21 protein-coding genes, 1 tRNA gene and 1 other RNA gene are annotated in these 23,117 nt (G+C 65.7%); 7 read left to right on the forward strand and 16 right to left on the reverse strand.

The window, feature by feature from the left end:
* Positions 1-54: 54 nt before the first annotated feature.
* From RIdsm_RS14440 to RIdsm_RS14490, 11 genes are all read right to left on the reverse strand, one after another.
* Positions 55-144 (reverse strand) — tRNA-Ser (locus RIdsm_RS14440).
* 70 nt (positions 145-214) lie between these two features.
* Complete coding sequence (locus tag RIdsm_RS14445) at positions 215-934, reverse strand: alanyl-tRNA editing protein (RefSeq protein WP_057816170.1); 720 nt, start codon at positions 932-934, stop codon at positions 215-217.
* Positions 931-3,417, reverse strand: a complete 2,487-nt coding sequence (locus tag RIdsm_RS14450; RefSeq protein ID WP_057816169.1) for a DUF3772 domain-containing protein — start codon at positions 3,415-3,417, stop codon at positions 931-933. Before RIdsm_RS14450 ends, RIdsm_RS14445 begins: the two co-directional genes overlap by 4 nt.
* Positions 3,414-4,445 carry a cysteine synthase A gene (locus tag RIdsm_RS14455; RefSeq protein WP_057816168.1) on the reverse strand — a complete coding sequence of 344 codons (1,032 nt, stop codon included), beginning with the start codon at positions 4,443-4,445 and terminating at the stop codon, positions 3,414-3,416. The genes RIdsm_RS14450 and RIdsm_RS14455 overlap by 4 nt, the downstream gene beginning before the upstream one ends.
* A gap of 57 nt (positions 4,446-4,502) precedes the next feature.
* Positions 4,503-5,624, reverse strand: coding sequence for an NUDIX domain-containing protein (locus RIdsm_RS14460; RefSeq protein WP_057816167.1), 1,122 nt, complete (start codon positions 5,622-5,624; stop codon positions 4,503-4,505).
* A 4-nt stretch (positions 5,625-5,628) separates the two neighbouring features.
* On the reverse strand, positions 5,629-6,069 hold the full coding sequence (locus tag RIdsm_RS14465) for a TrgA family protein (RefSeq protein WP_057816166.1): 441 nt from the start codon (positions 6,067-6,069) through the stop codon (positions 5,629-5,631).
* A 21-nt stretch (positions 6,070-6,090) separates the two neighbouring features.
* Entirely contained in the window at positions 6,091-7,299 is a 1,209-nt protein-coding gene (locus RIdsm_RS14470; RefSeq protein ID WP_057816165.1) for an SAM-dependent methyltransferase, read from the reverse strand.
* A 74-nt stretch (positions 7,300-7,373) separates the two neighbouring features.
* Positions 7,374-8,798: a cryptochrome/photolyase family protein gene (locus tag RIdsm_RS14475; RefSeq protein WP_057816164.1), complete on the reverse strand. Its 1,425-nt coding sequence runs from the start codon at positions 8,796-8,798 to the stop codon at positions 7,374-7,376.
* 48 nt (positions 8,799-8,846) lie between these two features.
* Positions 8,847-10,073 (reverse strand): aminotransferase class V-fold PLP-dependent enzyme, encoded by a 1,227-nt coding sequence (locus tag RIdsm_RS14480; protein ID WP_057816163.1) that lies wholly within the window; start codon positions 10,071-10,073, stop codon positions 8,847-8,849.
* Positions 10,074-10,173: 100 nt separating this feature from the next.
* A complete protein-coding gene (locus RIdsm_RS14485) occupies positions 10,174-11,886 on the reverse strand; it encodes a BCCT family transporter (protein WP_057816162.1) in 1,713 nt (570 codons plus the stop codon).
* A gap of 50 nt (positions 11,887-11,936) precedes the next feature.
* Positions 11,937-12,353: a universal stress protein gene (locus RIdsm_RS14490; protein WP_057816161.1), complete on the reverse strand. Its 417-nt coding sequence runs from the start codon at positions 12,351-12,353 to the stop codon at positions 11,937-11,939.
* Between the two features lie 263 nt (positions 12,354-12,616).
* On the opposite strand from RIdsm_RS14490, the gene ssrA reads away from it, so the two are divergent.
* The 7 genes from ssrA to RIdsm_RS14525 all read left to right on the forward strand — a co-directional run bounded on the left by ssrA (position 12,617) and on the right by RIdsm_RS14525 (position 17,438).
* Positions 12,617-12,967: a transfer-messenger RNA gene (gene ssrA / locus RIdsm_RS14495) on the forward strand.
* Between the two features lie 178 nt (positions 12,968-13,145).
* On the forward strand, positions 13,146-14,384 hold the full coding sequence (chrA, locus tag RIdsm_RS14500) for a chromate efflux transporter (protein WP_057816160.1): 1,239 nt from the start codon (positions 13,146-13,148) through the stop codon (positions 14,382-14,384).
* A gap of 69 nt (positions 14,385-14,453) precedes the next feature.
* Positions 14,454-14,927, forward strand: coding sequence for an SspB family protein (locus tag RIdsm_RS14505; protein ID WP_057816159.1), 474 nt, complete (start codon positions 14,454-14,456; stop codon positions 14,925-14,927).
* A gap of 109 nt (positions 14,928-15,036) precedes the next feature.
* Positions 15,037-15,594 (forward strand): class I SAM-dependent methyltransferase, encoded by a 558-nt coding sequence (locus RIdsm_RS14510; protein ID WP_057816158.1) that lies wholly within the window; start codon positions 15,037-15,039, stop codon positions 15,592-15,594.
* 55 nt (positions 15,595-15,649) lie between these two features.
* The gene (gene fumC / locus RIdsm_RS14515) at positions 15,650-17,041 is read left to right on the forward strand and encodes a class II fumarate hydratase (RefSeq protein WP_057816157.1); all 1,392 of its coding nucleotides are present in this window, start codon (positions 15,650-15,652) and stop codon (positions 17,039-17,041) included.
* Entirely contained in the window at positions 17,038-17,217 is a 180-nt protein-coding gene (locus tag RIdsm_RS14520) for a DUF4169 family protein (protein WP_057816156.1), read from the forward strand. The genes fumC and RIdsm_RS14520 overlap by 4 nt, the downstream gene beginning before the upstream one ends.
* A complete protein-coding gene (locus RIdsm_RS14525) occupies positions 17,214-17,438 on the forward strand; it encodes a ribbon-helix-helix domain-containing protein (protein WP_057816155.1) in 225 nt (74 codons plus the stop codon). Before RIdsm_RS14520 ends, RIdsm_RS14525 begins: the two co-directional genes overlap by 4 nt.
* A gap of 143 nt (positions 17,439-17,581) precedes the next feature.
* Here RIdsm_RS14525 and RIdsm_RS14530 read toward each other — a convergent pair whose 3' ends face one another.
* The 5 genes from RIdsm_RS14530 to trkA form a co-directional block, all read right to left on the reverse strand.
* The gene (locus tag RIdsm_RS14530; protein WP_057816154.1) at positions 17,582-18,196 is read right to left on the reverse strand and encodes a pyridoxamine 5'-phosphate oxidase family protein; all 615 of its coding nucleotides are present in this window, start codon (positions 18,194-18,196) and stop codon (positions 17,582-17,584) included.
* A 91-nt stretch (positions 18,197-18,287) separates the two neighbouring features.
* Positions 18,288-19,565, reverse strand: a complete 1,278-nt coding sequence (gene hflX, locus RIdsm_RS14535; protein WP_057816153.1) for a GTPase HflX — start codon at positions 19,563-19,565, stop codon at positions 18,288-18,290.
* Between the two features lie 12 nt (positions 19,566-19,577).
* Positions 19,578-19,823 (reverse strand): RNA chaperone Hfq, encoded by a 246-nt coding sequence (gene hfq / locus RIdsm_RS14540; RefSeq protein WP_057816152.1) that lies wholly within the window; start codon positions 19,821-19,823, stop codon positions 19,578-19,580.
* Between the two features lie 131 nt (positions 19,824-19,954).
* On the reverse strand, positions 19,955-21,487 hold the full coding sequence (locus RIdsm_RS14545) for a TrkH family potassium uptake protein (protein ID WP_057816151.1): 1,533 nt from the start codon (positions 21,485-21,487) through the stop codon (positions 19,955-19,957).
* Positions 21,488-22,864: a Trk system potassium transporter TrkA gene (trkA, locus tag RIdsm_RS14550; RefSeq protein WP_057816150.1), complete on the reverse strand. Its 1,377-nt coding sequence runs from the start codon at positions 22,862-22,864 to the stop codon at positions 21,488-21,490.
* Positions 22,865-23,117: the final 253 nt, after the last annotated feature.

Consider the following 23,117-nt stretch of genomic DNA (forward strand, 5'->3'; position numbering starts at 1 on the left):
AAAACGCAACGGCATTTCCCGACGCTGTCGGGCAAAACACGATCTGAAGGGAAATGGCGGAGAGACAGGGATTCGAACCCTGGAGACGGTTTCCCGCCTACACGCGTTCCAGGCGTGCGCCTTCGACCACTCGGCCACCTCTCCGTGCGGCTCTCTTTAGCCGTGGGGGCGCAGGCAGTTCAAGGGAATTCTTGGGCCAGCCCCGCCCCGCGCGTCAGTCGCCGAGATGCAGGCTCACCCGGCGGTTCTGGCGGCCCTTCTTCTCGACCTTGCCAAGGCGCACGGGGCCTATCTCGCCCGTGCGGGCGACATGGGTGCCGCCGCAGGGTTGAAGGTCAACCTGATCGGCGCCCTCGCCGATGCGGATCAGCCGAATCTGTCCGGCCCCGCGCGGCGGTTGTACCGACATGGTTTTCACCAGATCCGGCTGGGCATCCAGCTCGTCCTCGGTGATCCAGCTTTCGCCGACCGGCAGATCGCGGGCGATGAGCGCGTTGAGTTCCTCTTCAAGCGCCGCCTTGTCCTCCGGCGCCTCGGGCATGTTGAAATCCAGCCGGCCCTTGGCCTCGCTGATCGACCCGCCCGTCACCGGCAGCGGGATGACCACCGACAGAAGATGCAGCGCCGTATGTACCCGCATATGCGCATAGCGCCGGTCCCAGTCGAGCACCTGCTCGACGCGCGCGCCCACCGGGGGCAGGTCGGCCGCCTCGGCCAGAACCAGCGCGATCGCATCGCCTTCGGCCTTCACGGTCGTTGCAACATGGGCATGGCCGCCCTCCCACGAGATACGACCGCTATCTCCCGGCTGACCGCCCCCCGTGGCATAGAAGAGCGACGCGTCGAGCACGACGCCGCCCTCGGCCGTGTGCGCGATCACCGTCGCTTCCGCGTCGGCCTGGTAGGCATCCTTCCGAAACAGCAGCTTCGTCATCTTGCGTCACCGTCGCCGGCGCCGCTGTCGCCATCACCGTCGCCATCGGTATCGCCGGTGCGGGCATCCTCGATGTCCTTGGCAGTCAGGTGGGCCCGGGCATCCTCGACATCGCCACGTGTGCTCGGCTGGGCCGGCTCCGTGTCGGGCGACGGCTCGCCGCGCAGCACCTCGGGGTTGCGCAGCCAGACATCGCGCTGCGCGAACGGGATCTCGACGCCTTCCTCGACGAAGCGGCGGGCGATCTCGTGGTTCATGTCGGAATGCACCGCCAGCACCCAGTTCACGTCGCGCAGGATGGCGCGGATCTCGAAGTCGAGCGAATCCGCCCCGAACCCCTTGAAGACGATGAAGGGCGGGGTCGACATCAGCACCATCGGGTGCGCCTCGGCGATCTCCTTCAGGATGGTCTCGACCTTGCGGGTATCGGTGCCATAGGCCACGCCCACCGGCACGATCACCCGGCCGACGGTGTTGCCGCGGGTATAGTTGGTGACGGTGCCGCTGATCAGGTCGGAGTTCGGCACGATCACGTCGGAGCGGTCGAAGGTCTCGATCACCGTCGAGCGTACCGAGATGTCGCGCACCACGCCATGGGTGCCGCCCACCTCGATCCAGTCGCCTTCCGAAATCGGCCGTTCGATCAGCAGGATGATGCCCGAGACGAAATTCGACACCACGTTCTGAAGACCGAAACCGATACCGACCGACAGCGCACCGGCGACATAGCCGAGGGCTGTCAGGTCGATCCCCGCGCTGGTGATGGCGATGATCGCCGCCAGGAATATCCCGACATAGCCGATGCCCGAGACGATCGCGTTCTGCCCGCCCTGGTCGAGCTTCGTTTTCGGCAGGACGGTGTTCTTCAGCGTCCCCTGCAAAAGCCGGGTTCCCATGTAACCGATCACGAAGACCATCGCGAAGGTCAGGAAGATCGCGGGCGATATCCGCGTGCCGCCTACATCGAACCCCTGCAGCACGCGCGCGTAGATCTCGGTCAGGTCGGCCACCCGCGCGCCCCATGCCAGCGCGAAGAATGGCAGAGACAGCAGGACCAGCACGAAGCCCACGAGCACCGGAATGAGCGATTCCGCCGCGCCTTCCCGGTTGCCGGTCACCAGCACGTAAAGCTCGGTCACGAGCCGCTGCAGGATCAGCAGGACCGCCAGAAGCTGCAGCGAGGCCAGCGACGGGAACATCAGGAAATGCGCCAGCTTGAAATACCCGATCGACGCCAGCAGCGGCGAGATCAGCGCCAGCAGGTTCAAGGCCAGCACGAGGAACCGCGTAAGCCGCGTGCGGTAGTTTTCGCTGCCCTCAAGCTCCACCTGGTTGCGGGTATGCGCCCGCAACAGCCCCGCCAGACGCAGCACCAGAAGCCCGGTGATCACCAGGAGCGGGAACAGCAGCGAATTCGTCGTGGCCTCGGACCAGCGCGAGATTTCGGCCGTGTTCTTGAGCAGCGCGTAGATGCCCACCACGAGCCCCAGCGCCGCCCCCGTCCAGCGCCCGCTGAAACGGTGCGCGTCGTCGAGGACCAGCGGCAGCGTGCGTGCCTCCTTCGCCGGGAAGATCCGCGTGGCAAGCCAGCGTGCCAGCAGGAAGACGAAGGTCGACGGCAGGATCGCCTCGACGAACTGTTCGGCCCGCAGCCCCAGAAGACCGGTTCTGGTAAGGCCCTCGACCAGAAGCGACACGCCGATGAACGGCAGGATGAGGCTGCCCAGCGACAGGGTGAACCCCGCCAGCCAGCGCCCCGCGCCCGGATGATCGCCCAGGACCCAGGCCGTCAGCGCCCGGCTCCACCGCCGGCCGCGGAAAACCAGGACGACACCGACCACCAGGAAGACAAGGACAGCCGGCAGGTTGTCGCGGGTTTCATCCTGTCGGACAGGGTTGCTCCAGGCGTTGCGAACCTCGCCGACCATCTGCGTGGCCGTGGTGTTCACCGCCGTCAGGGCCGGGATCCAGTGCACCGGGTTCAACGGCGAGGGCCCGAATTCCAGCAGCTCTTCGGCCTGCCGGTCGCGGATGATCCGGTCGACCCCGCGAATCAGGCCATCGGCCCGGCTATAGGCAAGCTCCGCGCGTTTCACCGGCGCCTGAAGCTCGGCCAGGCGCGATGTCAGGGCCTGGCGCTCGGCCGCGATATCCTCGGATTCCGTGCCGTCCTCGGGAGCGGTCCCCAACGCTTGAAGCTGCTGACGCACGGTCGCGATGGTGCTGGCATTCTCGGCCTGCGCGGCAAGGAACCGGTCGCGCCATTCCGCAAGGTCCTCGCGCAGCGCCTCCAGGGCCGGGGTCGAGGCGCGGTTGTTCTCGATCGCCTCCTCCGCCCGGTTCGCGTGTCTTTCCCATTCCTCGTAGTCGACGGCCTGGAAACTCTCCTGCGCGGCCGCCTGCGGCGCCGTGACGATCCCCGCCCCGGCAGCGCCGATCAGCAGCGCCAGAACAAGGCAGAGCGCGCGCAGCAGACCGCTCACTCGACGAACACTCCGGGAATGCTGCGCGGCGAGCCGTCAAGCCAGTCGGGCACCGGCAGGTTCTTGTCGCGCAGGAATTGCGGGTTGAACAGTTTCGACTGGTAGCGGTTGCCGTAGTCGCACAATACCGTCACGATCGTGTGGCCCGGCCCCATTTCCTTGGCCATGCGGATCGCCCCGGCCACGTTGATGCCCGAAGAGCCGCCAAGGCAAAGCCCTTCGTGCTTCAGCAGGTCGAACACCACCGGCAGCGCTTCCTCGTCAGGCACCTGGTAGAGCATGTCGGGCTTGAACCCCTCGAGGTTGGCCGTGATCCGCCCTTGCCCGATCCCTTCGGTGATCGAACTGCCCGTCGGGTTGGCCTCGCCGTCGCGGTAGAGCGAATACATCCCCGACCCCATCGGGTCGGCCAGTGCCACCTTGACACCCTTGGGCTGCAGTGCCTCGCCGACACCGGCCAGCGTGCCGCCCGAGCCCACGGCACAGACGAACCCGTCGACCTTGCCGCCGGTCTGCTCCCAGATCTCGGGGCCGGTCATCTCGACATGGGCCTGCCGGTTGGCGGTGTTGTCGAACTGGTTGGCCCAGATCGCGCCCTTGTCCGACTGCCGCGCCATCTCTTCGGCCAGACGGCCGGAATAGCGCACGTAGTTGTTGGGGTTCTTGTAAGGCGCCGCCGGCACCTGCACGAGATCGGCCCCCGCCAGGCGGATGAAATCCTTTTTCTCCTGGCTCTGGGTCTCGGGGATGACGATCACCGTCTTGAACCCCATCGACGCGCCCACCAGCGCCAGCCCGATCCCGGTATTTCCGGCCGTGCCCTCGACGATGGTGCCACCGGGCAGCAGCTCGCCGCGCTTTACGGCATCATTGATGATGTAAAGCGCCGCCCGGTCCTTGACCGACTGGCCCGGGTTCAGAAATTCGGCCTTGCCGTAAATCTCGCAACCGGTCTCCTCGCTGGCCTTGCGCAGCCGGATAAGTGGCGTGTGTCCAACGGCCTCGGCCAGATCCTTCGCGACGCGCATGCCCTGCTCCCTCTTCTTGCATTGCCGGAGAAGGATTAGAACCTGTGTCCCGGAAACTCAAGAAGCAGAACGCAGGCGCGGCCGTTCCCGCTGAAGCCAGAGCAGCATCAGCACCAGCGGCCCGATATTGGCCTCGCCGCTTTCGATCAGCTCCATGGCGCGGTCGAAGCTGAGCACGTGGGTGCGGATATCCTCGTTCTCAGTTTCGAGGCCTCCCCGCCCCTTTTCCATGTCGGGCAGGTCGGTCAGGCCGAGGTAACAGTGGTAAAACTCCGTCGAGCAGCCGGGCGAGCAATAGTGGCTCGTCATGTGCTCCAGCCCCGTCAGGCGCAGCCCGGCCTCCTCCCATGCTTCGCGTTGGGCGGTGGCCTCGGGCGTCTCGCCCGCATCGACACGGCCCGCCACGGGCTCCAGCACGAAGGGCAGCGGGTCGCCCCGGCCATAAGGGCCCATGCGGAACTGCTCGACCAGCAACAGCCGGTCACGCACCGGGTCGTAGGGCAGCACGATTGCCGCATCGGTGGCCACGAACACCTCGCGTCGCAGCAGCGGGCTGACATGGCCGTCGAAGACCGGATGCCGCAGCGAATGGGTGCGCGTCAGGAAGAAGCCGGCATGGCTCAACTCCTGCGCGGCCTCGTCCACCTCTGACGATGGTGTGGCGCTGCGCACGGTCGCGGGCGGCGTGTTGGCCGCCGCCGCGCGGGCCGCGGCCCGGGCCAGCACCATTTGCAGATGCGCCTGCACCTCTCGCGCGTCCTTGCGGCCGAAATAGGCCATGATCTCGGTCGCGGCGCCCAGCGCAATCGCGCCCCAGCGCGCCGACCAGCCTGCCTCGTCCCAAGCGGGGCCGGCCACGCTGTCCGTATCCCCGAGAAAGGCAATGGCGGCCAGGCTCTCGCCATTGACCTCGATATGCTTGGGCACCGGCGTCAGGCCGAGAACCGCGGCGAAAAATTCGACCCGGTCGAACAGGATCCGCTCGGGCACATCGACAAGGATACCGTCAGCCGCCCCCTCCGACCACGGCACGAGCGGCGGAAAACAGGTATCGCGGCCAAGGTCGAGCCCCGCCCCGCTCAGCCGTGCGGGCCGCGTCGGCCCGGGCATCTCTCCGCCCGACACGATCTCGAGCAGGGGAGACCAGGCCAGCGGCCCCGTGACGAAGACTTCCTGCATGCGATCACCGGGCCCGACGCGTGAAGATTTCCGCGATCAGCCCGATCAGCATCGCGCCACCGACCAGCATGCCGATCAACGGCCAGTAATAGACGTTCTGCCCATACTCGAACGCGATCTCGAACATCCCCTGGAAGGCCTCGACCGGCCCCTTGTAGCGCAGATCGAGCGAGCGCTGGATCATTTCGTAGAAGGACAGCAGCAGGAATTCCCAGAACAGGTAGGCGCCAAGCCCCGTCAGCCCGGCGCCAAGCGCGGCCATGTAGCCTCGCCCGATCCGCTTGCCCATGACCCACCAGCCGATGATCAGCCCCAAAAGCGCGGTAAACTCGCTGAAGAGGCCGAACCCCTGTTCCACGGGCCAGATGGCCTTGACCGTCTGCGTGGCCTGCCAGCCCAGCACCGCGAGCCCTATGGCGCAGATGAACTTGCCGACGGTGGGCATACTTTCCGTGGGGCGCATGTGTTATCCGGGCCTTGCGATGGTGATCTGTGTCACATCGCAGTTTCCCCCACGGAACGCCCCGGCACAAGAGGTCAGGTAGAAATTCCACATCCGGCGGAAACGGTCGTCGAAGCCCATGCGGGCGACCTCGTCCCACTTCTCGTTGAAGGTGTCGTGCCAGCGGCGCAGGGTCTGGCTGTAGCTCTCGCCGAACTCGATCGAGCGCAGCACCTGAAGCCCGGCCCGTTCCACCTCGGCGCGCAGCACCGAGGGGCTGGGCAGCATGCCACCGGGGAAGATGTATTTCTGGATGAAATCGACCGTGTTGCGATAGGCTTCGAAGCGGTGATCCTCGACCGTGATCACCTGAAGCGTCGCCCGGCCGCCGGGGTTGAGCCGGTCGCGCACAGTGTCGAAATAGGTGGGCCAGTATTGCTCGCCCACAGCCTCGAACATCTCGATGCTGGCCACCGCGTCATAGGAGCCCCGCTCGTCGCGATAGTCCTGCAGCTTGAAGGTTACCTGGTCCTGCAGGCCCGCCCTGGCGATCCGCTCTTGCGCAAAGGCGAATTGCTCCTGGCTGATCGTGAGGCCCGTCACCTTCAGCCCGCGCTCTTTTGCGGCATATTCGGCGAACCCGCCCCAGCCACAGCCGATCTCAAGCACATGGTCGCCGGGCTTCGCGCCCAACTGGTCCACCATGCTGGCATATTTCTGCGTCTGGGCGGCTTCCAGGCTTTCCTGCCCCGTGCGGAAGAGCGCGCTGGAATAGGTCATCGTATCGTCCAGCCAAAGACGGTAAAACTCGTTGCCGAGGTCGTAATGGTGGCTGATGTTCCGCTTGGCCTGCGCCTTGGAGTTCCGCTTCAGCCAGTGCCGGAGCCGCTCGTACATGCGTACCAGCCCCATGCCAGGGAAGCCGTCATAGACGTCCCAGTTGTCCTCGTGCACGAAATCCATCAGCGCCTGAAGGTCGGGCGTGCTCCACCACCCCTCAAGATAGGCGTCGCAGAACCCCAGATCCCCCTCGCGGATCAGCCGCGCGAAACAATCCGGGTTGTGGATGTCGAGCTCGGCCACCGGCCCCGGCGTCTTGCCTTCCACGCGAAAGCGCCGCCCGTCGGGCAGGACGAAGTCGAGCCGCCCGCAATTGATCTTCTTCACCGTCTCGAAAGCCTGCGCGAAGTAGCGCGGCAGGTCCTTCTGGCCGGTCGTGTCGGTCAGGATCATTCAGGTCCCCCAGTTCGGTTTCACCAAGGCTAGGCCGATGGCGCGCAGGGCAGCAAGCAGTTTTGTCAATGTTTTCAAAAGTCCCGCGCCTCGTAGGCCGCCAGCGCCTGCTTTCTGCCCTCTTGCAGCCCGACCACCGGCTCGCCCGGGTAGGCATCGTCGGGCGACAGGCCCCAACTGCGCGGGATGGCCTCGAAATAGGACAGTGCGGTCTTCGTCGGGCGCGATTGCCCCTCGGCGATCCAGCGGCGGCGATAGGTTCCGTCCTTGTCGAACTTCTCGGCCTGCGTCTCGGGGTTGAAGATGCGGAAATAGGGCGCGGCATCGGGGCCACAGCCGGCCGTCCATTGCCAGCCGAGCGCGTTGCTGGCCGGGTCCCAATCGGTCAGGCAGTCCTCGAACCAGCGCTTGCCGATCTCCCAATGGGTCATCATGTGCTTGGTCAGGTAGCTTGCCACGATCATCCGGGCACGGTTGTGCATCTTGCCGGTCACGTACATCTCGCGCATGGCGGCATCGACAAAGGGCACCCCCGTGCGGCCCTGCTTCCAACGCAGCACGCTCTGGCGGTCTTCCTTCTCCTCCCACGGGAAGCGGTCCCACCCCTCGCGCCAGTTGCGTTCGGTGATCTGGGGTGTGTGATAGATCAGGTGATAGGCGAACTCGCGCCAGACGAGTTCCTTGACCCAGGTCTCGGCCCCCTCGGCGCCCTCCTCCACGGCCCGCCACCCGGCATGCCAGCACTGGCGCGGGGAAATCTCGCCATAGGTCAGGTTCTCCGACAGGCCGGAGCAGCCCTCGTCGGCCACCATGTTGCGGCCCGTCTTGTAGTCGCCGATGGCATGGCCCGCGAACCAGCCCAGCCGGCCCTGCGCGGCCTCCTCGCCCACGCGCTGATGCGGGAGGCACACGGCGGCGCCCCGGTTCATCGCGGCGCCAAGCTGCCAGTCTTCCAGCTTGTCGCTCTCCGGCCAGCTTTCGGGCGCGGGTATCTTCGACGGGGTCGACAGCGCCTCGGGCACCTCGCGATCCTTCACGGCGCGCCACATGGGGGAGTAAACCTTGTAGTACCCGCCCTGCCCGGTCTCGACCGTCCACGGCTCGAACAGCACGTGGCCTTCGAAGCTTTCCGCCTCGATGCCCTCGTCCTTCAGCAGAGATTTGACATCCGTGTCCCGTTCGATCGCCTCTGGATCATAGAGCCGCGACCAATAGACCGCCCCTGCCCCGGCCTCCTTGACCAGGTCCCGCAGAACCTCGCGTGCAGGCCCCGCCCGGAAGATGAGCCGGCTGCCCTTGTCCGCCAGCCGCGCCGCCAGGTCCTCCAGTGACAGGCCCAGCCGCCAGCGCGGTGCGGCGCCCAGCCGGTCGACACTGTCATCGCGGATGAAGACCGGAATGACCGGCCCGCCGCGCTCCACCGCCGCCACCAGCGCCGGATGGTCGCTCAGCCGCAGATCACGCCTCAGCCACAGGATTGTTGGTCGGTTGTCACTCATGCCCCGCCTCTTGCCTTTCACTCATTACGCAAGAGGCGATCTAGCGGATCAGATCACGTCGTCCAGCGCGGTCAGAAGCTGATCGACCTCGGCCTTGGTGGTGTAATGCACGAAACTCAGCCGCAGCACGCCCTTCTTCAGGTCCACGCCCATCGCCTGCAAGGGCCGCGAGCCGTAGAAATCGCCGCCGCCTGCCATGATGCCGTGACCCGCCAGCTTCGCCGCCGCGTCCTCCCCCGGCCCGGGGAGTTCCATCGCCACCGTGGGCGCCTTCTCGGGCGCCATCCGGGGGCCGATCAGCCGCACCGAGTTCCGGTCTGACAGGAAATCCAGCACCGGCTGCAACAGCTCGCTTTCATGCGCGCGGAAGAGGTCATGCACGCCGCTCGTCCGCGCCGCCGCATCCCCGCCGATGCCATGATGCCCGGCCAGCGCGTCGTAGTAATCGGCCATCCCGGCGCTGGCCGCGACCTGCGCATGGTCCGGCCCGGCGGGCGTGAACCGCTTGTAAAGCGTGTCGGCGTTGAACCAGTGCGCCTGGTTCGGCAGCAGCCGGCCCAGTTCTTCCCGGATCACCATGATCCCCTGGTGCGGACCATAGGTCTTGTAGGCCGAGAACAGGTAGATATCCGGCCGCATCTCGCCCACGTTCGGAAAGCCGTGCGGCGCATAGCTGACCCCGTCGACGCAGACGAACGCGCCCGAGGCATGGGCGGCGGCCGTGATCTCGGCCACCGGGTTCACGGCGCCGACGATGTTCGAGCAATGCGGAAAACACACCAGCCGCACATTGTCGTCCAGCAGGTCCTCGAGGTCTTCCAGCCGTAACAGCCCCGTCTCGCGGTCGATCCGCCATTCGCGCACCTCGATCCCGGCATCGGCCAGCCGCCGCCACGGGCCCGAGTTCGCCTCGTGGTCCTGGTCGGTGACGATGATCGCGTTGCCCTCGCCCAGCCACTCGCGAAAGGCCTGCGCCAGCACATAGGTGTTCTGCGTGGTCGAGGGGCCGAAGCTCAGCTCATGCGTCTTGACCCCCAGCATCGCGGCCAGCCGGCTGCGCGCCTCGTCCATCTCCTCGCCCGCCAGGCGGCTGGCCTCGTAGGGCGCATAGGGCTGCACCTTGCGCTGGCGGTAATACCGCTCCAGCCGGTCGATCACCGGCCCGCAGGTATAGGAGCCCCCGGCATTCTCGAAGAAGGCCTGCCCCTGCAAGGTCGGTTCGGAAAACGCGGGAAACTGCGCCCGCACGAAATCGAGATCCAGCTTATCCGGCATGTCGCCCCCCCAAGGTCACCCGTTATCGGGGGCAGGAAACAACAAAGCCCCCCGGGCTGCAACACCCGGGGGGCTTCCTGTTGGCAAGTTTGCCTTTACGTCAGGCGCGCTTTTCGCTCATCAGCCCCTTGGTGATGCCGATACAGAGCACGATCAGGATGATGGTGAACGGCAGGCCCGTTGAAATCACCATCGCCTGTAGCGCCCCGAGTCCACCGCCGACCAGCAGCGCGATCGCGACCAGCCCTTCGAAGGTGCACCAGAAGACACGCTGCGGCACCGGCGCGTCGACCTTGCCACCCGCGGTGATCGTGTCGATCACCAGCGAGCCCGAGTCCGACGACGTCACGAAGAACACGATCACGAGGATGACCCCGATGGTCGAGGTGATCGCCGTCAGCGGCAGGCTTTCGAGCATCGCGAAGAGCGAAAGCTCGGGCGCGTAGCTGTCGATCACGTTCGCCTTGACCGCCGACGTTTCGGGGTTCGCGATCATGTCGTTGATCGCCGAGCCGCCAAAGACCGCCATCCAGAAGATGCAGACGACCGACGGGATGATCAGCACGCAGGTGATGAACTCGCGCACGCTGCGGCCCCGGCTGACGCGGGCGATGAACATGCCCACGAACGGTGACCAGGAAATCCACCAGGCCCAGTAGAACGCCGTCCAGCCCTGCATGTAGCCGGTATCTTCACGGCCATGCGGGTTCGACAGCGGTATGACCTCCTGCACGTAGGCGCCCAGCGTCGAGATGAAGTCGGTGAAGATTCCGACCGCCCCGGCGGTGAACAGCACGAAGAGCAGCAGAACCATCGCGACGACCATGTTGATCTCCGACAACACCTTCACGCCGCCGTCGAGGCCGCGCAGCACCGAAACAAGGGCAATCGCGGTGATCCCGCAGATCAGCAGAACCTGGACCGTCATGTTGTTGGGCACGCCGTAGACATAGTTGATGCCGGCATTGGCCTGTTGCGCGCCGATCCCGAGCGAGGTGGCCAGGCCGAACAGCGTGGCGAAAACGGCCAGCGTGTCGATGATATGGCCGGTCCAGCCCCAGACCCGCTCGCCGAAGATCGGGTAGAAGGCCGAGCGGATCGAAAGCGGCAGACCCTTGTTGTAGGAGAACAGCGCCAGCGCCAGTGCCACCACCGCGTAGATCGCCCAGGGGTGAAGCGCCCAGTGGAACGAGGTCGCGGCCAGCGCCATGCGACGGGCTTCCGCCACGTTTTCCTGGATCAGAGCGCCATCCTCGCCGAAGGGCCGCACCGTGCCAAGCGGGGCATCCCCCCACGGTGTGCCGAAGTAATAGGCCGGTTCCAGCACGCCGAAGAACATCAGGCCGATGCCCATGCCGGCCGCGAACAGCATCGCGAACCAACCCGGGTAGCCGTAATCAGGCGTCGCCTCGGTCCCGCCCAGCTTGACCGAGCCCCAGGGGCTGACGATCAGGAACAGGCAGAAGACGACGAAGATATTCGCCCCCCAGAGGAAGAACCAGTCGAAGGTCTGGGTGAGATAGGTCCTGAGGCCGAGGTCGCAGAAGGCACCGGCCTCGCATCCCTCGACATCCTCCGGGTTCACACCGTTGAAAAGGGCGTTCGCCGTGTCGGCCGCGAACAGCGCGAAAGCAACAAAGGCAATGATCACGAGGCCCGAGATCACGAAGACCGGGTTATGAATATCGAGACCGAACGGCCCGATCTTGGTTTGAATGTTGTCCTGACCGATCTCGTAATCGGTATCGATGAGGTCTACCGTGCCTTCCGGCGCGGGTATCCCCTGGTCTTCTACTGTCGTTTCATCGGCCATGCATGGCTCCTTGTTGTGAGTGTCTTATTCGTCCGCCCTGTCGGCCGAGATCAGCTGCGAACCACCAGGACCGAACAGTCCACGTGCTCCGCCACGCTGCCGCCGTTCGACGGCCAGACGATATCGAACACGTTGGGCACGTGGCTGGCCATGATGACCAGGTCGGCGCCTGTCTCCTTCGTCGCCTTGATGATCGCGTCGTCCACTTCCGTCGTCGGATCGTGGCACATTTCCATCTTCGAGGAGACGGTCACGCCGTGCTGTTTGCCCTGCTCCTCGGCAAAGGCCTTGAGCTTGGCCTCGAACTCTTCCGGGTTATGGGCCGTCGAACTCGGCGTGGCGGCGGTGACGCCGACATAGACGACTTCGGCGCCGTAGTGCTTGGCCAGGTCGGCCGCACAGTCCAGCGCCTTTCCCAGATCGCCCTTATGTGCCAGGTCGACCGGCGTCATGATCTTCTTGAACACGATGTCCCTCCTGCTTTGACACTTGGGAACCGGCGGGCAGTCCGCCTCGGCGCCAAGGTGCCTCGTTGTTGCCCGTTTTTTCGGCAAAGGCAAAAATCCGCCAATGCCTAGGGGGCAAAGCTAACCCGATTCCGCCGGGTATTACAAATACCCGCGACGTTTTTTACCCTTTACGCGACATACCGGGCATGTACCCACAGGTTGAGCTAGGGCGAATCTTTCGTACGGAAACGGGCGAATTTTCTCGGCTTCCCCGCATCACGCCCCTTTCAAAAACCAAATCAAAGGCCTATGTTCGCAATGTTCCTTCGGGAACTATGGGCATAAACGCGCTCGTAATAAGCGGATCGGACCCGGGGGCGGTACCCGGCGGCTCCACCAAATCACCCGTCGTTGGGGGGATCTGGGGCCGAAACAGGATCGACGAACGTGTAAAGGAGTGGCTTTGTCCCGGTGAGGTACCACCGTTATCGGTCCGTACAAGCATAATTGCCAACGACAATCGTGCTCCGGTTGCAGTTGCCGCGTAAGCGGTAACAAGACCGAAATCTAAGCCCTTGCCTCTAGCAAGGTAAGGCGGGGTTCGCAGGCACCTGGCAACAGAAGCCTGCACTTTATTCCCCTTTCGATGACGTCGCGGCGCACCCGGAATTTGCACAAATTCCGGGATAGAAAATACGCATTTTCTATCCCGTTTTCCGCGCGGAAAACGCGCGCCCCCACAGGTGACAGTTTTGCGACACCCCGTCTCGCCGCTTGCATCGTCCCGCAGGCGGGATACACCCGGGCCTCATGGACACGCCGCTTTCCCAGCTCTTCGCCACCTTCGCCCGCATCGGCGTGCTGTCCTTCGGCGGGCCGGCGGCGCAGATTTCGCTGATGCATGCCGAGCTGGTCGAGCGGCACAAATGGCTCACCGAGAAACAGTTCCTTCAGGCGCTGTCCTTCTGCATGCTCCTGCCGGGGCCGGAAGCCATGCAGCTGGCCACCTATGCCGGCTGGAAGCTGCGCGGCGTGCCGGGCGGGCTGATCGCGGGGCTGCTCTTCGTGCTGCCCGGCGCGGCGGTCATCATGGGGCTCGCCTTCGGGTATGCCCATTACGGCGACGTACCGCTGGTGCAGTCGCTCTTCGCCGGCATCAAGGCCGCGGTTGTCGTGGTCGTGCTGCAGGCGCTCTGGCGGCTGTCGCGAAAGGCGCTTGGCGGCGCGTCGAGCTGGATACTGGCGGCGCTCGCCTTCGCCGCGCTCTTCTTCCTGTCGGTCCCCTTCCCGCTCATCATCGCCGCTGCGGCGCTCTGGGGCTACCTTGTGACCCGGTCCGAGGCCCACGAGCCGGCGCCGCCGCCCGAGCGCCCCGCCACGCTGCGCACGATCACCGTCTGGGGCACGCTCTGGCTGGCCCCCGTGGCGGTTCTCTGGCTCTCCGGCGCCACCTTCCTCACCGACCTCGCCCTTTTCTTCTCGCAACTGGCCGTGGTCACCTTCGGCGGAGCCTACGCGGTGCTGGCCTACATGACCCAGGCCGTGGTCGAGACCCATGGCTGGCTCACCACGCCCGAGATGATCGACGCCCTCGGCCTTGCCGAAACCACCCCCGGGCCGCTGATCCTCGTCACCCAGTTCGTGGGCTTCCTGGCGGGCTTCGCCGAAGGCGGGCCTTGGCTGGCCTTCGGCGCCGCCACCCTCACGCTCTGGGTCACCTTCACGCCCTGTTTCCTGTGGATCTTCGCCGGGGCACCTTACGTGGAAACCCTGCTCGCCCGCCCTCGCCTGCGCGGCGCGCTCGATGCGATCTCGGCCGGCGTGGTGGGCGTGATCCTCAACCTGTCCGTCTGGTTCGCCCTGCACGTGATCTTTGCAAACGTCACGCCCGGCCGCTTCGGCCCCCGGGTCGAGCTGGCCAGCCTGATCCCGGAAAACCTTGTTTTCATCGGCATTGCCGTTCTCCTCCTGCTGGCCCTGCGTCTGCCGCTCATCCTCAGCCTCGGGCTGATGGCGGCCATCTCGGGTGCCGCGGAATTATTTGTTTGACGCCAGACCGCCACGGGTCTTTGTTAGAGAGAGAATCCCTCAAACAAACGGGCGTGACCCGGGGACATCATGGCGCGAGAGATCGACTACGGAAAACTCATGCACAGCGCGATGCGCGGCCTCATCCAGGAGGTTCTTTCGGATGTGCGCGATCATGGGTTGCCCGGAAACCACCATTTCTTCATCACCTTCGACACCACCCACCCGGAGGCCCGGCTGGCGCCCTGGCTGCGGGAACGCTACCCGACCGAGATGACCGTGGTGATGCAGCACTGGTTCGACAATCTCGAGGTCAACGACGACGGCTTTGGCGTCACGCTGAATTTCGGCGACGAGCCGGAAAGCCTCTACATCCCCTATGACGCCATCCAGACCTTCGTCGACCCCTCGGTCGAGTTCGGCCTCCGCTTCGAAAGCCACGAAGACGACGAGGACGACGACAGCGCCGAGGACGACGAGCAGGCCGATTTCGCCGAGGATGTCGAGGACGAGACGGAGAAGAAGGACGCCGAGGTCGTCAGCCTCGACAGCTTCCGCAAGTGACCCGCGCGCGCCCGTGCGCGTGAAGTTTTCATGAAGAATTGACGCCCCCGCTTGCCCCGTCACTTGCCTTTGCTATGCCGCTGCAAAACACACCGCAGAGGACGCGAACATGGCAAACGATATGGGGCTTTTCCTTGGTGAAATGCTGCGCCACCCGGCAGAGGTTTCGGCCCTCCTGCCCTCCTCCAGCGCCGTCGCCTGGCGCATGACCGAAGGGCTGCACCGCAATATCGGCCCGGTGGTCGAGATCGGCCCGGGTACGGGCAGCTTCACCAAGGCGATCCTCGCCCGCGGGGTGCCGCCCGAGCAGCTGACGCTGCTGGAAACCAACGACCGCTTCTGCGACATCCTCCGCCAGCGCTTTCCCGGTGTCCGCGTCCTCAACCGCCCGGCGCAGGATATCGAGAAGCTGGGCCTCTCCGAGCTTGGCGCCGTCGTCTCGGGCGTGCCGGTGCTGGCCCGTCCGAAGATCCAGCGCGAGGTGGTGGGCCCGGCCTTCCGCCTGATGAAACCCGGCGGCTTCTTCACCCAGATCACCTACAGCCCCAACCCGCCCATCTCGGCCGAGATGCAGCGCGAGCTGGGGCTCTCGGTCGAGAGGCTGGGCACCATCTGGGTCAACCTGCCGCCCGCGCGCGTCTTCGTCTTCCGCCGCCGCACGCATTGATCTTTCCCGCCACTTGGGTATGACGGGGGCAAACCGTTTTCAGGAGAGCCCCCCAATGACCGACACCCGCACCGAAACCGACAGCTTCGGCCCTCTCGAGGTGCCCGCCGACAAGTACTGGGGGGCGCAGACGCAACGCTCGATCATGAACTTCCCCATCGGCTGGGAGAAACAGCCGGTGGCGGTAGTGCGGGCGCTGGGGGTCATCAAGAAGGCCTGCGCCATGGCCAACAAGGTACAGGGCACGCTGGACGCCAAGCTCGCCGACGCCATCATCGAGGCCGCGGGCGAGGTGATCGACGGCAAGCTCGACGACAACTTCCCGCTGGTGGTCTGGCAGACGGGCTCGGGCACGCAGTCCAACATGAACGCCAACGAGGTCATCGCCAACCGTGCGATCGAGATCCTGGGCGGCACCATGGGCACCAAGGACCCCGTGCACCCCAATGATCACTGCAACATGGGGCAAAGCTCGAACGACACCTTCCCGACGGCGATGCATATCTCGACCGCCACGACGGCGCATAACGTGCTGCTGCCGGGGCTGGCCAAGCTGCACGCGGCGCTGGAGCAGAAGGTTCAGCAGTTCGACGGCATCATCAAGATCGGCCGCACCCACACGCAGGACGCCACGCCGCTGACGCTGAGCCAGGAATTCTCGGGCTATGCCCACCAGGTCGCCATGGGGATCGAACGGGTGCGCGGCGCGCTCGGGCGGATCTACGAGCTGGCGCAGGGCGGCACGGCCGTCGGCACCGGGCTCAACACCCGCAAGGGCTGGGACGTGACGGTGGCCGCCAACATGGCGGAAATCACCGGCCTGCCCTTCGTGACCGCGCCCAACAAGTTCGAGGCGCTGGCGGCGCATGACGCCATGGTCGAAATCTCGGGCGCGCTGAAAACCGTCGCGGCCTCGCTCTTCAAGATCGCCAACGACATACGCCTCTTGGGCTCGGGCCCCCGCTGCGGGTTGGGCGAGCTGATCCTGCCGGAAAACGAGCCGGGCTCCTCGATCATGCCCGGCAAGGTGAACCCCACCCAGTGCGAGGCGCTGACGCAGGTCTGCGCGCATGTGATGGGCAATGACGCGGCGGTGGGCTTCGCCGGCTCGCAGGGCCATTTCGAGCTCAACGTCTACAAGCCGATGATGGCCTATAACGTGCTGCAATCCATGCAGCTTCTGGGCGACGCGGCCTCGGCCTTCACCGATAACCTGATCGACGGGCTGGAAGCCAACAGCGACCGGATCGAGAAGCTGATGCGCGAGTCGCTGATGCTGGTCACGGCGCTGGCGCCCGAGATCGGCTATGACAACGCCACCAAGGTCGCCAAGACCGCGCACAAGAACGGCACGACGCTCAAGGAAGAAGCCATCGCGCTGGGCTTCGTCGATGCCGAAACCTTCGACCGCGTGGTCCGGCCGGAACAGATGATCGGCCCGAAATGAGCGGCAAACCGGTCAACCTGAACCGGGTCCGCAAGGACAAGGCCCGGGCGGAGAAACGCGCCCGGGCCGACGAGAATGCCGTGAAATTCGGCCGGACGAAGGCTGAGAAGGCCCGCGATGCTGACGCCGCCGACAAGGCCGGCAAACATATCGACGGGCACAAGCGCGACAGATGAGCCACCGCCCCGTCAAGCACTCGCTCACGCTGCGCGGCCACCGCACCAGCGTCTCGCTCGAGGCGGAATTCTGGGACGCCTTCCGCACCATCGCCGCCGACCGCGGCCAGCCCATCAACGCGCTCGCCGCCGAGATCGACGAGGCGCGCGGCACCGATCTGGGCCTCGCCTCGGCCATCCGGCTCTTCGTACTGCGGCATTACCAGGACCGGGCCATCTAACCTTCTGCGCCGGGGTCAGACGCCCCTTTGGGAGCCTCCGGCGGGGATATTTACACCAAGAAGAAGCCGGGTGTCGCGCCACTGCTTCTTCTTGGTCAAAATATCCCGGGGAGTCGCGCCGAAGGCCCGGCGGGGCAGCGCCCCTACTTTTCCAACCTTGCCTTCAGCGCCGCGTTCTCGGCTTTCAGATCGGCCAGTTCCTTGCGGATGGGCGCCAGAACCGGCTCCAGTTCCTCGACCGTCAGGCGCACGGGCAGGTGCTGGGGGCAGTTCCAGTCGAAGCCTTCCACGGTGATCACCCCCGCCCGTTCCACCCGGGCGCGGTAGCCGTCGTCGCGCAGCCGGGCGATCAGGTCGGGGTCGTCGGACAGGCGCGCGCGGCCGAAGATCTTGATCCGGGCGGAGTTGGGATAATCCACGAGAATCAATGCGATGCGGTCATCGCCCTTGAGGTTGCCGTCGCTGATATATTGCCGGTTGCCGCGGAAATCGGCATAGGCGATGGTCTTGTCGTCCAGCACCTTGAGGAAGCCGCGCGGGCCGCCGCGGAATTGCACGTAAGGCCAGCCCGTCTCGCCCACCGTGGCCTGGTAGAAGCCGTCGCGCAGGCCGATGAAGCGCACCTCGTCGGGGCCGAGCCGGTCGCCCCGTGCGGCGTCGGGGTCGAGCATACGGTCATAGATCCGGGCCGAGCCCTGTTTTTCCTGCATCTCGCGCACCGCGGGGGTGAAGGCGAGTTCGGCGAATGTCTTGGCCATGGGGCAACTCCTGTACCGATCGGTCAACCCCTAGATAGGCACAAGTTTCCCACGCTGCCAAGCCGCATCACGCCAGCGTGACGGGGCGCGATCAGATCGCCTCGAACTGGGCGGCCTGCCGGGCGTTCCAGCGCACCGTCAGGTGATAGCCGTCCTCGTCCTGGGCCTCGTCCTCGACCAGGCCCTTTTCGAAGAGCCAGGCGCGCCGCCGCCCGTCGTCGAAGCCCAGGTGCAGCACCTCGACCGAGGTCACGCCGGCGATCTCTTCCTTGATCGCCTCGACCACGTCGCCGATCCCCTCACCGGTCACGGCCGACATAAGGTAAACATTGTCTGAACGGCCGGCGCGATTTTCGAGCACCAGGCGCGCCTCGGTCTCGACGCGGTCGATCTTGTTCCACAGCTCGATCTGCGGCACTTCCTTCTGCACGCCGAGGCTTTCGAGGATCGCGGCGACATCGGCCGCCTGTTCCTCGCTCTCGGGGTGCGAGATGTCGCGGACATGGACGATCAGGTCGGCCGCCGTCACCTCTTCCAGCGTCGCGCGGAAGGCCGCGACCAGCTCGGTGGGCAGGTTCGAGATGAAGCCCACCGTATCGGACAGAATGACTTCCGGACCGTTACCGGGCAGTTCGATCTTGCGCATCGTCGGGTCGAGCGTGGCGAAAAGCATGTCCTTCGCCATCACGTCGGCCCCGGTCATCCGGTTGAAGAGCGTCGACTTGCCGGCGTTGGTATAGCCCACCAGCGCCACGATGGGGAACGGCACCTTGGCGCGGGCCGCGCGGTGCAGGCTGCGGGTCTTCACGACCTTTTCGAGCTGGCGTTTCAGCCGCACGAGCTGTTCGTCGATGGCGCGGCGGTCGGCCTCGATCTGGGTCTCGCCGGGGCCGCCGACGAAGCCGAGCCCGCCGCGCTGGCGTTCGAGGTGGGTCCAGGCGCGGACGAGGCGGGTGCGTTGATAGGACAAGGCCGCCATCTCGACCTGCAGCACACCCTCGCGGGTGGCGGCGCGGTCGCTGAAGATCTCGAGGATCAGCCCCGTCCGGTCGAGCAGCTTCACCTTGAGGTCTTTCTCGAGGTTGCGCTGCTGCACCGGCGTGACCGGCCCGTCGACCAGCAGAAGCTCGACCTCCTCGGCCTCGATCAGTGCCTGCAGCTCTTGAAGCTTGCCCTTGGAGAAGAGCGTGCCCGGGTGCGGCTGGCGCAGGCGCACCACGTTCGAGCCGCACACCTGAAGCCCCGGCAACGCATGTGCCAGGGCAACGGCTTCTTCCAGCGCGTAGGCCGGGTCACGCGCGTCGGCGTCCCCGGGAATATCCGGATGCACCACCCAGGCGCGGGTGGCGGCGGTGTCAGTCTGGGTCACTCAACCCCCGTATCAGGATGACGAGGAGTCATCCCCGTCATACAGGTTTACCGGCTGCGACGGCATGATGGTCGAGACCGCATGCTTGTAGACAAGCTGCGACTGACCATCCCGGCGCAGAAGGATGCAAAAATTGTCAAACCAGGTGATCACGCCCTGAAGCTTCACACCATTGATCAGGAAAACCGTTACAGGAATCTTGGTCTTGCGGACCTGATTCAGAAATGCGTCCTGCAGATTTTGTCGATCTGTCGCCATCGTTATATTGCCTTTGTTCTTGCGACGCCGCGGATCGGCGCGTCCCTCTCCCTCGGCCGAGTATGAATTGGCACGTTCCGAGTTTCCACCCTAAAATTCAACCCGTTGCAAGGGGCAATCGTGTACCCGTATCAATAGCGCCACAGGGAGGGATTGAAGAGCGCGATGATGGCCAGCGTTTCAAGCCGCCCGAGCGCCATCGCGCCGCAGAAGACGAACTTCGCCGCCGCGCTGAGCTCCATCAGGCTGATGGGCACCTCGCCGGCGATCTGTGTCAGGGGCCCGGTTGTCGAGAGCGAGGCGATGGCCAGCACGGTGGCAGATTCGAAATCGATGCCCAGACCGGCGAAGATCACGGTGATCAGCGCCAGCGAGACCGCGAAGAGCATGAAGAAGATCCAGGCGATGAACGCGCCCTCGCGCCGGATGCGGCGGCTGGCCTGCCCTGCCCCGCTGATCGAGGACGGGTGCACCAGCTTCTCCATCTCGCGCCGCCCGCTGAGGTAGAGCGCGTAGACCCGCAGCAGCTTGACCCCGCCCGCCGTCGTCGCGACGCCGCCGCCCACCACCGACAGCCCCATCAGGATCAGCCCCGGCGTGCCGAGGCCGGACCAGCCGCGCGCCTGCTCCCACGCGACGCTTTCGAAGCCGGTGGTCGACAGGAACGAGAGCACGGTGAACATGCCCCCCCAGAGGGCCGAGACCGCCTCGCGGAAATTCTCGATCTCGTCGACATCGAAGGCCGCCACCCAGTGCCGCAGGAACAGCAGGACCGGCACGCCCAGCACCAGCGCGATGCCGATGCGGAATTCCGGGTCGCCCCAGAGGCCGGTCTCGGAGGTCGTGGTCGTGTCGGAGGAGAAGGTCAGCCGCGACAGGCCGAAGAGCATGAAGAGAAAGATGATCCCCTCGCCGGCGACGCCGCTTTGCGCCTCGGGCACGCCCACCAGCGGGGTGATGCCGCTGGTCGCCATGGTCGACATGGCATGCATGATCGCCACCAGCGGCCGGTCGCCGGCGATCAGCAACAGCATCCAGATCGCCGCCGTGAGGCCGGTATAGACCGGGAAAAGATGCGCGGTGAACTGCGCGATCCGCCGGGCGGAGGAGGCCCGGCGGAACCGGTCGAGGCGCTGCGCATCCTGCCCCGGCTCGGCCCGGGCGGTGACCTCGAACCCGCCAAGGTGCAGCGGCGCCAGAACCGCCGCCGCCGAGATCCAGACCAGCAGACCGCCCAGCCAGCCGACCATGCCGCGCCACAGATGCAGGCTTCCGGTCAGCCGCCCGGGTTCGGAAAAGAGGGTCGCGCCGGTGGTCGTCAGCGACGAGACCATTTCCACGTAGGCGTTAAGAAAGCTGGTCGTCTGGACGCCCTCGTAGAACGGCAGCGCCAGGAAGAAGGGCAACAGCGTGTAGGTCAGGAAGAGCGACAGCAGGTTCTGCAGGTCGGAGGCATCGCGCCGTACCTGCCCCGACATGGCCAGCCCCACCACCATGACCAGCGCCAGCCCCAGCAGGCCGGAATAGAAGAACGAGCGCGCGATCGTGTGATCCTGCTGCACCAGCGCATGCAGCGCGGGCACGAACATGGCGATGGAGAAGATGCCGGTCAGCAGCAGGACCAGCGGAAGGCTCAGGATGCGCTCGCCCGGGGTCATCGCCATCTAGAAGAAATCGATCGAGACCTGCAGCAGCTGCTCGACCCGGGCGACATCGGCCGCCAGCGCGAAGATCACCACCACGTCGCCCGCCTCGATCCTCATGCCGCCGGTGGGCTTCACGATCTCGCCGTCCTTCTGCACCCCGCCGACCAGCACGCCCTCGGGAAAGTCGATATCCCGGATCGCCGCGCCGGCGATGTTCGAGGTCGACATGACCTCGGCCTCGATCACCTCGGCCTCGGCATCGCCGATGGAATAGACGGCGTGCACCCGGCCATGCCGGATATGCCGCAGGATCGAGCTGACGGTCGTGGCGCGCGGGTTGATATAGGCGTCGATGCCCAGCGGCTCCATCAGCGGCAGCAGTGTCGGGTCGTTGATCAGCGCGATGGCATAGTCACAGCCCTCGGCCTTGGCCCGGACAGAGGCCAGCATGTTGGTCTTGTCGTCGTCGGTCACCGCGAGGATGGCGTCGGCGCGCGAGATCCCGGCCTCGGTCAGCAGCGTCGAATCGAGCCCGTCGCCATTCAGGACGATGGTCCGCTCCAGCGCGTCGGCTGCGCGTTCGGCACAGCGGCGGTCGCGCTCGATCATCTTGGTGCGGCTCTTGCGGCCGCGTTTTTCCAGCGATTGCGCCACGGCCAGGCCGATATTGCCGCCGCCGACGATCACCAGCCGCTCCTGCTTGTGCTCGGACTTGCCGAAGACCTCGAGCGTGCGGGGGATATCCTCGACCGGGGCGAAGACATAGGCCTCATCATGGGCGAAAAGCTGGTCGCCCGCTTCCGGCGCGAAGAGCCGCCCGTCGCGGCGGATGCCCACCACGACGACCCGCAGGGTGGAAAAGAGGTCGTTGAGCTGCCGGAGCGGGGTGTTCAGAACCGGGCAATCCTCGTCCAGCCGGAGCCCCATGAGCTGGCCCTTGTTGCCCAGGAACATCTCGGTGTCGAAGGCCGCGGGCGCCGCCAGCCGTTGCAGGGCGGCGTCGGCCACCTCGCGCTCGGGGCTGATGACCACGTCGATGGGCATGTGGTCGCGGCGGTAGAGGTCGGAATAGATCGCGTCGAGATAGGACTGGCTGCGCAGGCGGGCGATCTTGCGCTGGATGGAAAAGACCGAATGCGCGACCTGGCAGGTGACCATGTTCACCTCGTCCGAATAGGTCGCGGCGATGATCATGTCGGCATCGCGCGCCCCGGCCCGGTCGAGCACGTCGGGGTAGCTGGCGAAGCCGTTGATCCCCTGCACGTCCAGCGTTTCGGCGGCCCGGCGGACAAGGTCGGCGTTGTTGTCGACCACCGTGACGTCGTTCTTCTCGCCGCTCAGATGGCGGGCGATCTGCCAGCCCACCTGGCCGGCCCCGCAGATGATGACCTTCATGGACGCCCCTTGAGCTGTCGTCGGGGTTTTTGAATGACAGAAGGGCGCATGGGGGTCAATTGCCTTTGCCCCCGGGCGACGTGGCGGCGCCGGGGCAGCGCGCCGATGCCCGGTTTCCGGGTGATCCGTCTGCCTGGCAGTGGTTTTTCACCCCGGCCGGCGGGCGGGGCTGGACCGTGGACAACGGCAGGTTTCTTAACGGCGCGTCTGGCGGTTGACCGGCGCGGGGCGCGAAAGGGGCGGCGAATCATGG

The organism is Roseovarius indicus, assembly GCF_008728195.1.
GTDB lineage: Bacteria > Pseudomonadota > Alphaproteobacteria > Rhodobacterales > Rhodobacteraceae > Roseovarius > Roseovarius indicus.